8 protein-coding genes are annotated in these 11272 nt (G+C 66.3%); 1 reads left to right on the top strand and 7 read right to left on the bottom strand.

Annotation, left to right across the window (positions count from 1 at the left end; all coding sequences use genetic code 11):
• The first annotated feature begins 73 nt into the window (after positions 1-73).
• Positions 74-847, top strand: a complete 774-nt coding sequence (locus tag ACTJLF_RS07420) for a PP2C family protein-serine/threonine phosphatase (RefSeq protein WP_019653129.1) — start codon at positions 74-76, stop codon at positions 845-847.
• A gap of 35 nt (positions 848-882) precedes the next feature.
• Here the strand turns inward: ACTJLF_RS07420 and ACTJLF_RS07415 are convergent, their stop codons facing one another.
• The 7 genes from ACTJLF_RS07415 to ACTJLF_RS07385 all read right to left on the bottom strand — a co-directional run bounded on the left by ACTJLF_RS07415 (position 883) and on the right by ACTJLF_RS07385 (position 11270).
• Positions 883-1545: a hypothetical protein gene (locus ACTJLF_RS07415; protein WP_440882769.1), complete on the bottom strand. Its 663-nt coding sequence runs from the start codon at positions 1543-1545 to the stop codon at positions 883-885.
• Positions 1542-2642, bottom strand: coding sequence for a cell division protein ZapE (zapE, locus tag ACTJLF_RS07410; protein WP_019653131.1), 1101 nt, complete (start codon positions 2640-2642; stop codon positions 1542-1544). The genes ACTJLF_RS07415 and zapE overlap by 4 nt, the downstream gene beginning before the upstream one ends.
• A gap of 13 nt (positions 2643-2655) precedes the next feature.
• Entirely contained in the window at positions 2656-4083 is a 1428-nt protein-coding gene (gene lpdA / locus ACTJLF_RS07405) for a dihydrolipoyl dehydrogenase (protein WP_019653132.1), read from the bottom strand.
• Between the two features lie 156 nt (positions 4084-4239).
• Positions 4240-5511, bottom strand: coding sequence for a 2-oxoglutarate dehydrogenase complex dihydrolipoyllysine-residue succinyltransferase (gene odhB / locus ACTJLF_RS07400; protein WP_019653133.1), 1272 nt, complete (start codon positions 5509-5511; stop codon positions 4240-4242).
• Positions 5512-5564: 53 nt separating this feature from the next.
• Positions 5565-8441 (bottom strand): 2-oxoglutarate dehydrogenase E1 component, encoded by a 2877-nt coding sequence (locus ACTJLF_RS07395; protein ID WP_019653134.1) that lies wholly within the window; start codon positions 8439-8441, stop codon positions 5565-5567.
• Positions 8442-8628: 187 nt separating this feature from the next.
• Positions 8629-10725, bottom strand: a complete 2097-nt coding sequence (locus ACTJLF_RS07390) for a propionate--CoA ligase (RefSeq protein WP_440882768.1) — start codon at positions 10723-10725, stop codon at positions 8629-8631.
• The gene (locus ACTJLF_RS07385) at positions 10668-11270 is read right to left on the bottom strand and encodes an isochorismatase family protein (protein WP_126184342.1); all 603 of its coding nucleotides are present in this window, start codon (positions 11268-11270) and stop codon (positions 10668-10670) included. Before ACTJLF_RS07385 ends, ACTJLF_RS07390 begins: the two co-directional genes overlap by 58 nt.
• Between the last annotated feature and the right edge of the window lie 2 nt (positions 11271-11272).

Here is an 11272-nt window from a genome sequence, read left to right as displayed (position 1 = left end):
GTTCATTCGATAATACGTCCTGACACGAATCCCCGAGAAGACAGGAACCCGCGCCCCAGGCGCTCATTGCTTCATGACCCAAGGCTTTCGACTCGCAGCGGCCACCGGACTCCACAAGGGAGACCGACCGTACCAGCAGGACCAGGTGCTGCTGATGAGCCACCCGCGCGTGCAAGGCTGCATATTGGGCGTGGTGGCGGACGGCATGGGCGGCCGAAGCGGCGGGCGCAAGGCCTCCGACCAGGTCCTCATGACGGCACGGCAGCTCTTCACGCGCTACCAGCCCGGCAAGGAAGACCCCGAAGCCCTGCTCAAGCGGATCCTCGAGGACTCGCACACGGTCATCAAGCTCACCGCCGTTTCCGCCGAGCAGGAGCCGCACAGCACGATCGCGGCCTTCCTCATGAATCCCAAGGGCGACTGCGCCTGGATCCATGCCGGCGACTCGCGCATCTACCATTTCCACGACGGGCAGCTCGTCAAGCGCACGCGCGACCACTCTTACGTGCAGGTGCTGATCGACCGCGGCCAGATCACCGAGGCCGAGGCCAACATCCATCCGCAGGGCAACATCCTGCTGGGCTGCCTGGGCATGACGACCACGCCGCCGCCCATCGATCCCTACTACATCCCGAAGATGGCCCCGGGCGACCTGCTGATGGCATGCAGCGACGGGCTCTGGCACTACTTCAGCCCCGAGGAGCTGGCCAGCGTGCTCTTCGCACAGCCGCCGCGCGATGCGGTGGAGATCCTGGTGGGTGAAGCCCGCCGCCGTGCACGGGGAACGGGCGACAACATTTCCATCGCCGTCCTGAAGCTCGACGCGCTTCCCGCAGCCGCCGCCTGAGCGCGGGGCCGCGAAAAGCCTCTTTTTTCTCTTTATCAGGGCTTTACCGGTTCGGCAGGCGGCGGTGGCAGGGGCGCCCCGCGCGGCCTGTCGCGCTCGGCGTTGCGCCGTTCGCGATCGGCCTTGTGCTCGGCGGCGCGCCGCTGCTTCTCCTGGAAGCGCCGCACGGATTCAGGGATTTCGGCGCTACGCTGGGCCGCCTTGGCCTGCTCGTCGGCATGCGCCTGCTGCTTGGCCTGGAACTGGCGCTCGCGCTCAGCGGCTTCAGCGGCGGTGGCGGCACGGCTGGCCGCGTGGTCGGCCGCACGCTGCTCGCGGTCCTTCTGGTTCTGGATGGATTGCTGCTGCTTCTCGGGCGTGTCCGCCGGACGCTGCGTGCCCGCCTTCTCGTCGAGCTTCCTAAGCTCGGCCGCGCCGGCGCGCTGGCGCTGGATGTCGTTGATGGCGGTTTCCTGCCGCTTGATGTTGTCGGTTTCCTTGCGGCGGCGGCTGCGGCTTTCCTGCAGGCAGTCTTCCACCGCGAACTTCTTGTAGCAGGCGGCGCGCTCCTCGACGAAGCGCTTCTCTATCGCCTCGCGCTCGGCCGACAGGCGGCGCTTCTCCGCCTCGAGGTCGGCGTTGCCCGCCGCGGCATTGGACTGGGCCCACAGCGGCAGGCTGGCCAGCGCCATGAACACGGCAAGAACGATTTTTTTCATGTGAGTCGGGTGTCGACGACGCGGCGTTCCAGGGCGAGGAACTCGCTCGATTGCATTTCGGTGAGCCGGGAGACCGTGCGCGGAAATTCGTGCGACAGCGGACCCTCGGTGTACAACGCCTCGGGCGGAACCTCAGCCGACATGATGAGCTTGCACCGCCGGTCGTACAAGACGTCGACCAGCCAGGTGAAACGGCGCGCTTCGGAAGCCATGCGCACCGGCATGTGCGGCACGTCGGACAGCAGGATGGTGTGGAACTGGCTCGCGATTTCCAGGTAGTCGTTCTGCGAGCGCGGACCGCCGCACAGCGTCTTGAAGTCGAACCAGACCACGCCGCCCGCCTTGCGCCGCGCACGGATCTCGCGCTGCTCGATGTGCAGCACCGGGTTCTCGTCGGCCGTTTCGGCCAGCCTGTCGAACGCCTTGCGCATCTCCTTCTCTGCCGCGCCGTCGTTGGGCGTGAGGTACATGCGCAGCTGCTCGAGCGTGCGGCGCCGGTAGTCGGTGCCGTTGTCGACGCTCAGCACCTCGAGCTTCTCGTTGAGCAGCTCGATGGCGGGCAGGATGCGGTCGCGGTGCAGGCCGCCCGGGTACAGGTCGTCAGGCTTGAAGTTCGAGGTGGTGACGAAGCCCACGCCGTTGTCGAACAGGGACACCAGCAGGCGATGAAGAATCATCGCGTCGGTGATGTCGGCCACGTGGAACTCGTCGAAGCAGATCAGCTTGTAGCGCTTGGAGATGCGCAGGCCCAGTTCGTCGAGCGGGTTGACCGTGCCCTGCAGCTCGCGCAGCTCGCGGTGCACCTCGCGCATGAACTCGTGGAAGTGCAGGCGCGTCTTGCGCCGCAGCGGCACGGCGTTGAAGAACAGGTCCATCAGGAAGCTCTTGCCCCGCCCGACGCCGCCGTACATGTAGACGCCGCGCGGGAGCTCCGGCCTGTTGATGAGCTTCTTCAGCGCATTCGAGCGCTGGGCCTTGTACTCGGCCCATTCGCTGGCGCAGCGATCCAGCGCCTCCACGGCGCGCAGCTGCGCGGGATCGCTCTTGAACCCGCGCGCAGCGAGTTCCGCCTCGTAGGCCTGTTTGACGCTGGTCAAAAGATCGGCGGGATCAGAAGTTCAGCGTGCGCTTGTCGACGGCGAGCGCCGCTTCCTTCGTGGCTTCCGACAGCGACGGGTGCGCGTGGCAGATGCGCGCGATGTCCTCGGCGCTGGCCTTGAACTCCATCGCCACCACGGCTTCGGAGATCAGCTCGCTGGCCTGCGGGCCCACGATGTGCACGCCCAGGATCTCGTCGGTCGCGGCGTCGGCCAGGAACTTGACCATGCCGGTCGTGTCGCCCAGCGCGCGTGCGCGGCCGTTCGCGAGGAACGGGAAGGTGCCGGCCTTGTAGGCGCGGCCCGAGGCCTTGAGCTGCTGCTCGGTCTGGCCGACCCACGCGATCTCGGGGCTGGTGTAGATCACCCACGGGATCGTGTTGAAGTTGACGTGACCATGCTGGCCGGCAATGCGCTCGGCCACGGCAACGCCCTCTTCCTCGGCCTTGTGCGCCAGCATCGGGCCGCGCACCACGTCGCCGATGGCCCACACGTTGGGCAGGTTGGTCTTGCACTCGTCGTCCACCGCGATGGCGCCGCGCTCGTCGAGCTTCAGGCCCACGGCTTCGGCGTTCAGGCCGATGGTGTTGGGCACGCGGCCGATCGAGACGATCAGCTTGTCGACTTCCAGCGTCTGGGCTTCGCCCTTGGCGTCGGTCCAGGCAACGCTCACGCCCTTCTTCGACGACTTGATCTCGCCGACCTTCACGCCGAGCTCGATCTTGAGCTTCTGCTTGTCGAAGGCCTTCTTGGCTTCCTTCGCGATCTGCTCGTCCACCGCGCCGAGGAAGGTCGGCAGCGCTTCGAGCACGGTGACTTCAGCACCGAGGCGACGCCACACCGAGCCCATTTCCAGGCCGATGACGCCCGAGCCGATCAGGCCCAGCTTCTTCGGCACGGCGCCGATGCGCAGCGCGCCGTCGTTCGAGAGGATGTTCTCCTCGTCGAAGGGCGTGCCCGGCAGCGCGCGGGCGTTGGAGCCCGTGGCCACGATGATGTGCTTGCCGACGATCGACTCTTCGGCGGCGCCAGCCACCTTGATCTCGTAGCCGCCTGCGTCCGACTTCACGAACGAGCCGCGACCGTGGAAGAACGAGATCTTGTTCTTCTTGAACAGGTACAGGATGCCGTCGTTGTTCTGCTTCACGACCTGGTCCTTGCGGGCCAGCATCTTGTCGATGTCGAGGCCCAGGCCCTCGACCTTGATGCCGTGGTCGGCGAAGTGATGGCCGGCCTGCTCGAAGTGCTCCGACGACTGCAGGAGCGCCTTCGAGGGAATGCAGCCGACGTTGGTGCAGGTGCCGCCCGGTGCGGGGCCGCCCTTGCCGTTCTTCCACTCGTCGATGCAGGCCACGTTGAAGCCGAGCTGTGCGGCGCGGATGGCAGCGATGTAGCCGCCAGGGCCGCCGCCGATGACGATCACGTCAAATTGTTTGGACATAGGTTCTTTCGTAATTCGGTGTGCCGCTTTCAAACAGGGCCGCGCGAAGCGCCGGCCAGTTCGCAGGCACCCGCGGAACCGGCTCTGCCGGGCCGCCGGGTGCGCCCCCTCGAGGGGGGAGGCGGCTACACGAAGTGAGCAAGCAACGGGGGTGGATCAAATATCGAACAGCAGGCGCGACGGATCTTCCAGCGCCTCCTTCATGGCGACCAGGCCCAGCACGGCTTCGCGGCCGTCGATGATGCGGTGGTCGTAGCTCATCGCCAGGTAGTTCATCGGACGGATCACGATCTGGCCGTTCTCGACCACGGCGCGGTCCTTCGTGGCGTGCACGCCGAGGATGGCCGACTGGGGCGGGTTGATGATCGGGGTCGAGAGCATCGAGCCGAAGGTGCCGCCGTTCGAGATGGAGAACGTGCCGCCGGTCATCTCTTCGATGCCCAGCTTGCCGTCCTGGGCCTTCTTGCCGTATTCGGCGATCTTCTTCTCGATGTCGGCGAAGCTCATCTGGTCGGCATTGCGCAGGATCGGCACCACCAGGCCGCGCGGCGAACCGACGGCGATGCCGATGTCGAAGTAGCCGTGGTACAGGATGTCGTTGCCGTCCACCGAGGCGTTGAGCACCGGGTACTTCTTGAGGGCATGCACGGCGGCCTTCACGAAGAAGGACATGAAGCCGAGCTTCACGCCGTGTTCCTTGGTGAAGCTGTCCTGGAAGCGCTTGCGCAGTTCCATGACGGGCGCCATGTTGACCTCGTTGAAGGTCGTCAGGATGGCGTTGGTCGACTGCGACTGGATCAGGCGCTCGGCGATGCGGGCGCGCAGGCGGCTCATCGGCACGCGCTGCTCGGGGCGCTCGCCCAGGTCGGGGGCGCTCGCGGGAGCGGCGACCTGCGGCAGCGCGGGCTTTGCGGCCGGCACGGCGATGGTGGCTGCAGGTGCGGCAGGCTTGGCGCCCGAAGCGACCGCGGCGAGCACGTCGCCCTTGGTCACGCGGCCGTCCTTGCCCGAGCCGGCGACATCGCCGGTCTTCAGGTTGTTGTCGGCCAGCAGCTTGGCGGCGGCGGGCATGGCCACGTCGGCCTTCGAGCCGCCGGTGGCGGCGGCTGCAGCTGCCGGAGCGGCTGCGGGCGCCGGGGCTGCCGCGGCGGCGGGGGCTGCAGCAGGTGCTGCGGCACTGGCCTTGCCTTCGGTGTCGATCTTGGCGATCAGCTGGTCGGCGACCACGGTGGCGCCGTCGGGCTGGATGATTTCGGCCAGCACGCCGGCCGAGGGAGCAGGCACTTCGAGCACGACCTTGTCGGTCTCGATCTCGATCAGGATTTCATCGACGGCGACGGCTTCGCCGGCCTTCTTCTTCCAGGTGAGCATGGTGGCTTCGGCCACGGATTCGGAAAGCTGGGGGACTTTGACTTCAACGATAGACATTTGGAGTGGGCTCCGATTTGTTCTTCAGGGTGTTCGTGTGAAAGAGGACAGGTTTACTTGGTCAGCACGAAGCCCTTGAGCTTGGCGAATGCGCCGTCGACGAGCGCTTTCTGCTGTTCCTGGTGCAGGTGCGAGTAGCCCACCGCCGGCGAGGCCGATGCGGCACGGCCGGAGTAGCCGAGCTTCTGGCCTTCCTGCATGTTTTCGTGGATGTAGTGCTGCACGAAGAACCAGGCGCCCTGGTTCTGCGGCTCGTCCTGGCACCAGACCACGTCGACGAGATTCGGGTACTTCTTGATCTCGGCGGCGAATGCCTTGTGCGGGAACGGATAGAGCTGCTCGACGCGGATGATCGCCACGTCGTCGGCTTCCTTCTCCTCGCGCTTCTTGGCCAGGTCGTAATAGACCTTGCCCGAGCAGGCGATCAGGCGCTTGACCTTCTCGGCCTTCAGGTCGCGGCTGTCGGGGATCACGGTCTGGAAACCGCCCTTGACGAACTCGGACAGCGGCGAGGTCGCGTCCTTGTTACGCAGCAGCGACTTCGGCGTCATGATGATCAGCGGCTTGCGCAGGCTGCGCACCATCTGGCGGCGCAGCACGTGGAAGATCTGGCTGGCCGTGGTGGGCTGCACGATCTGCATGTTGGCGTCGGCGGCCAGCTGCATGAAGCGCTCCAGGCGGGCAGAGCTGTGCTCGGGGCCCTGGCCTTCGTAGCCGTGCGGCAGCATCATGGTGATGCCGTTGACGCGGCCCCACTTCACTTCACCCGAGGCGATGAACTGGTCGATCACGACCTGCGCGCCGTTGACGAAGTCGCCGAACTGCGCTTCCCAGATCACCAGGGTGTTCGGGTCGTTCGAGGCGTAGCCGTATTCGAAGGCCAGCACCGCTTCTTCCGAGAGGATCGAGTCGATGACGACGAACGGAGCCTGGTTGTCGGCCACGTTCTGCAGCGGCACGTAGGTGCCTTCGTCGAACTTCTCGCGGTTCTGGTCGTGCAGCACCGCGTGGCGGTGCGTGAAGGTGCCGCGGCCGGAGTCTTCACCCGACAGGCGCACCGGATAGCCGCTGGCCACCAGCGAGGCGAAGGCCATGTGCTCGCCCATGCCCCAGTCGACGTTGACGTCGCCACGGCCCATGGCAGCGCGGTCGTCCAGCACCTTCTTCACCAGCGGGTGCACGGTGAAGCCTTGCGGCACGGTGGTGATCTTCTCGGCCAGGCGCTTCCACTCGGTCGTGGGGATGGCGGTGTCGCCGGCGTCGGTCCACTTCTTGTTGAGGAAGGGGCTCCAGTCGACCGCGTACTTGCTCTTGAAGTTGGTCAGAACCGGGTCGATGGTGTGCTTGCCGGCATCCATGGCGGCGCGGTAGGCCTTGACCATGTCGTCGCCGAGCGTGTCGCCCAGGCCCTGCGCGGCCAGCTTGTCGGCGTACAGGCGGCGGGTGCCGGGGTGCTGGGCGATCTTCTTGTACATCAGCGGCTGGGTGAGCGAGGGGGTGTCCTGCTCGTTGTGGCCCAGCTTGCGGTAGCAGACGATGTCGACCACCACGTCCTTGTTGAACTCCTGGCGGAACTCGAGCGCGAGCTGCATGCACAGCACCACGGCTTCGGGATCGTCGCCGTTCACGTGCAGCACGGGTGCCTCGATCATCTTCACGATGTCCGAGCAGTACAGCGTCGAGCGGCTGTCGCGCGGGTCGCTGGTGGTGAAGCCGATCTGGTTGTTGATGACGATGTGGACCGTGCCGCCGGTGTAGTAGCCGCGGGTCTCGGCCAGTGCCAGCGTTTCCATGACCACGCCCTGGCCGGCGAAGGCGGCGTCGCCGTGCACGAGCACCGGCAGCACCGAGTCGCCTTCCTTGTCGCCGCGGCGGTCCATGCGCGCGCGCACCGAGCCTTCGACGACCGGGTTCACGATCTCGAGGTGGGAGGGGTTGAAGGCCAGCGACAGGTGCACCGGGCCGCCAGGGGTGCTGACGTCGGAGCTGAAGCCCTGGTGATACTTCACGTCGCCGCTGGGCAGCTCTTCGGGGGCGGTGTGGTCGAACTCGGCGAACAGGTCGGCGGGCATCTTGCCCAGCGAGTTCACCAGCACGTTCAGGCGGCCGCGGTGGGCCATGCCGATCACGATCTCCTGCACGCCCTTCTCGCCGGCGCGGTTGATGAGCTCATCCATCGCGACGATGAAGCTCTCACCGCCTTCGAGCGAGAAGCGCTTCTGGCCGACGTACTTGGTGTGGAGGAAGCGCTCGAGGCCTTCGGCCGCGGTCAGGCGGTCGAGAACGCGCTTCTTCTGCTCGGTATTCAGCTTGGGATTGGTGCGTGCGCTCTCGAGCTTCTGCTGCCACCAGCGCTTGTGGTTCTGGTCGGTGGTGTACATGTACTCGGCGCCGATGGTGCCGCAGTACGTTTCGCGCAGAGCGTTGAGCAGCTCGCGCAGGGACATCGTTTCCTTGCCGAAGAAGGTGTTGCTGGTGTTGAACACCGTCTCGAGGTCGGCGTCGGCGAAGCCGTAGAACGAGGGCTCGAGTTCGGGGATGGAGGGGCGCTCGGCGCGCTTGAGCGGATCGAGGTCGGCCCAGCGGGCGCCGACGTTGCGGTAGGCGGCGATCAGCTGCTGGACTGCCGTGCGCTTGCGGCCGAGTTCGGAGTCGGCGCCGCTGGCCTGCACGACCTTGGTCGTGCCCTGCTTCGCGAGTTCTGCGAAGGCATTGATGACCGGCTGGTGGGGGACGTCGCGGGTGTTGGAGCCGTCGGCGGCAGGCACGTTCTGCAGCGCGTCGAAGTACGAACGCCAGTTGTCGGGCACGCTGCCGGGGTTGGCGAGGTAGTTTTCGTACATTTCCTCGACATACGGCGCGTTGCCGCCGAAGAGGTACGTGTTGCCTTGATAGGCGGTGTACGCCGTGGGCGTGGAAGAATCGCTCATGATCCGCTGACCTTCGCTTCCCTGAGGGAAGCACTAGTTGGTTTAAGAAACCTTCCGCGACACGGCTGAACCGATTGGCGGATGCGACTGTGGCTGGGGAAGGGCCTGAGTACCTTGGCATTGTGCCACGTCAACCATATGACGGTCCAACCCGGCTTCGCAAGCCCTCCTGTTGCTCATTCCCCGCTCATTCGGACGAAGTGAGTAACTGTTTGATCTGCTGCAGGGTGGCCGGGTCGTCGATGGTGGTCAGGTCGCCGGGGTCGCGGTGCTCGCAGACGGCCTGGATGGCGCGGCGCAGCAGCTTGCCGCTGCGGGTCTTCGGCAGGCCCGAGACGAAGCGCACCCGCGCCGGCCGGGCCAGGGCGCCGAGCTGGTCGGCCACCACCTTCATGATCTCGCCCTCGAGCTTCAGGGCCGCATCGGCATCGGCCACGGCCTTGCCGTCCTTGGGCACGACGAAGGCCATCGCGACCTGCCCCTTCAGCGCATCGGCCACGCCGACGACCGCCACCTCGGCCACGTTGGAATGGCCCGAGATGCTCTCCTCGATCTCGCGCGTGCCGAGCCGGTGGCCTGCCACGTTGATCACGTCGTCGGTGCGCCCGAGGATGTAGAAATAGCCGTCCTCGTCGCGGATGCCCCAGTCGAAGGTCGAATAGACCATCTTGCCGGGCACGCTGTTCCAGTAGGTGTTGACGAAGCGCGCATCGTCCTTCCACACGGTCTGCATGAAGCCCGGCGGAGTCGGCCCCTCGACCACGACCACGCCCTTCTCGTTGGCGCCGGTCAGCTCCTCGCCGGTGGACTCGTGCAGTATCTTGATGCGGTAGCCGTACATCGGCACGCCGGGGCTTCCGAACCTGCTGGGCTTGGGCTCGACGCCGTTGGCGATGGTGATCATCGGCCAGCCCGATTCGGTCTGCCAGTAGTTGTCGATGATCGGCACGCCAAGACCCTCGCTGATCCAGCGGGCGGTCGGCTCATCGAGTGGCTCGCCGGCCAGGAACAGCGCGCGCAGGGTCGAGAGATCGTATTTCTTCAGCAGCGCCGGGTCCTGCTTCTTCAACACGCGCACGGCGGTGGGCGCGCTGAACATCACCGTCACCTTGTATTTCTCGACCAGCCGCCACCAGATGCCGCCGTCGGGCTGCCGGTCGATGCCCTGCGTGGGCAGGCCCTCGTACATGATCGTCGCCATGCCCGCTATCAGCGGGCCGTAGACGATGTAGCTGTGCCCCACCACCCAGCCGATGTCGCTGGTGGAGAAGTAGGTCTCGCCCGGCCGGCCGTCGAAGATGTGCTTCATGCTCGCAGCCAGCGCGACCGCGTAGCCGCCCACGTCGCGCTGCACGCCCTTGGGCTTGCCCGTGGTGCCGCTCGTGTAGATGGTGTAGCTGATGTCGGTGGAAGCCAGCCAAGTGCATGGCACCTCGGCGTCGAGGTGCTTGCGGCGCAGCTCGGCGGCCAGATGGTCGCGCCCGGCAGTCAGCTCCATGGGTGCGAGGCCGCGGTCGGTCAGCAGCACGGCCGAGGGCTTGTGCTTCGACAGCCGGATCGCCTCGTCGAGCAGCGGCTTGTATGCGATGACCTTGCTGCCGCGCGAGCCCGCGTCGGCGCTCACGATCACCTTGGGCTCGGCGTCCTCGATGCGCGTGGCGAGCGACCCGCTGGCGAAGCCGCCGAACACCACGCAATGGATGGCGCCGATGCGCGCGCAGGCCAGCATCGCGAAGGCGGCCTCCGGAATCATCGGCATGTAGATGAGCACGCGATCGCCCTTGCCCACCCCCAGCTCGAGGAGGCTGGCGGCGGTGCGCTGCACCTCGGCGTGCAGCTCGGCGAAGCTGTAGCTCTTCTCCACACCCGTTTCGGTGGACACGAAGATCAGCGCCGGCTGGTCACCCCGCTGCGCGAGGTGCCGATCGACTGCGTTGTGGCAGAGATTGGTGGTGCCGCCCACGAACCAGCGCGCGAAAGGCGGTTGGCTGGCGTCGAGGATCTGTTGCGCGGGCGTCCGCCAGTCGATCAGCTTCGCCTGCTCGGCCCAGAAGGCCTCGGGCGCGTCGACGGACTGGCGATAGAACTCTTCATAGCGGCTCATCTCGGTTTGTCTCCTGTCATTCGTTCCGTCCTGGCCGGCGCCAAAACTGAATTCATAATTATGGAGGCCGATCTTGCAGCAAGCTGACAGCCGGGGCAACCCGGCTTCAATCCACCCCCGGCTCAGCGGATCAGCGAGAGCACTTCGGGAAACGCCGGATGCTCTGCCGTGCGCAGCCATTCGAAGCCGACCATCTCGGTCGTCACCAGCTCGGCCCCGGCGCCAGCCAGGCGGTCGAAGGCGGCATCACGGTTGCGCTCGGTGCGCGAACTGCAGGCGTCTGTCACGACCCAGACCTCGAACTCGTCTTCCAGCAGGTCGAGCGCCGTCTGCAGCAGGCAGACATGGGCTTCGCAGCCGGCGATGACGATGCTGTTGCGCTCCTCGGCGGCTTGCTGCGGCTTCTGCAGATGCTTGGGCAGGCTGCGCGCATTGCCCTGCGGCGCCTTGGCCGGCACGCGCAGCCACTCGCCGAGGCCCTCCTCCACGCCACTGAAGTGCATCTTCGACAGGGTGCGCTGGCACTGCGCGCGGATGTCGGGCAGGTTCTGGCCCAGCTTGGAGGGGTTGTGCTCGGTGCCGAACACCGGCACCTGGAACAGCCTGGCCATCTTGCCGAGCCGCACGGCGTTCTGCGCAACCGCTTCTCCCTCGAAGATCGCCGGCATCAGGCGCTCCTGGTAGTCGACCAGGATGAGTTGGGATTGCGAGGCGTCGAGCAGCATGA

The organism is Variovorax sp. 22077 (assembly GCF_052044195.1).
In the GTDB taxonomy this organism is placed as follows: domain Bacteria; phylum Pseudomonadota; class Gammaproteobacteria; order Burkholderiales; family Burkholderiaceae_C; genus Variovorax; species Variovorax atrisoli.
This window is presented reverse-complemented; position numbering and strand designations above follow the sequence as displayed.

Excerpts from the sequence above, each read along its gene's own strand:
- ACTJLF_RS07390 (WP_440882768.1), bottom strand. The coding sequence starts at position 10,725 with ATGGCTGCGCACGGCAGAGCATCCGGCGTTTCCCGAAGTGCTCTCGCT.
- ACTJLF_RS07415 (WP_440882769.1), bottom strand. The coding sequence starts at position 1,545 with ATGAAAAAAATCGTTCTTGCCGTGTTCATGGCGCTGGCCAGCCTGCCG.
- ACTJLF_RS07385 (WP_126184342.1), bottom strand. The coding sequence starts at position 11,270 with ATGCTGCTCGACGCCTCGCAATCCCAACTCATCCTGGTCGACTACCAG.
- ACTJLF_RS07395 (WP_019653134.1), bottom strand. The coding sequence starts at position 8,441 with ATGAGCGATTCTTCCACGCCCACGGCGTACACCGCCTATCAAGGCAAC.
- ACTJLF_RS07420 (WP_019653129.1), top strand. The coding sequence starts at position 74 with ATGACCCAAGGCTTTCGACTCGCAGCGGCCACCGGACTCCACAAGGGA.
- lpdA (WP_019653132.1), bottom strand. The coding sequence starts at position 4,083 with ATGTCCAAACAATTTGACGTGATCGTCATCGGCGGCGGCCCTGGCGGC.
- odhB (WP_019653133.1), bottom strand. The coding sequence starts at position 5,511 with ATGTCTATCGTTGAAGTCAAAGTCCCCCAGCTTTCCGAATCCGTGGCC.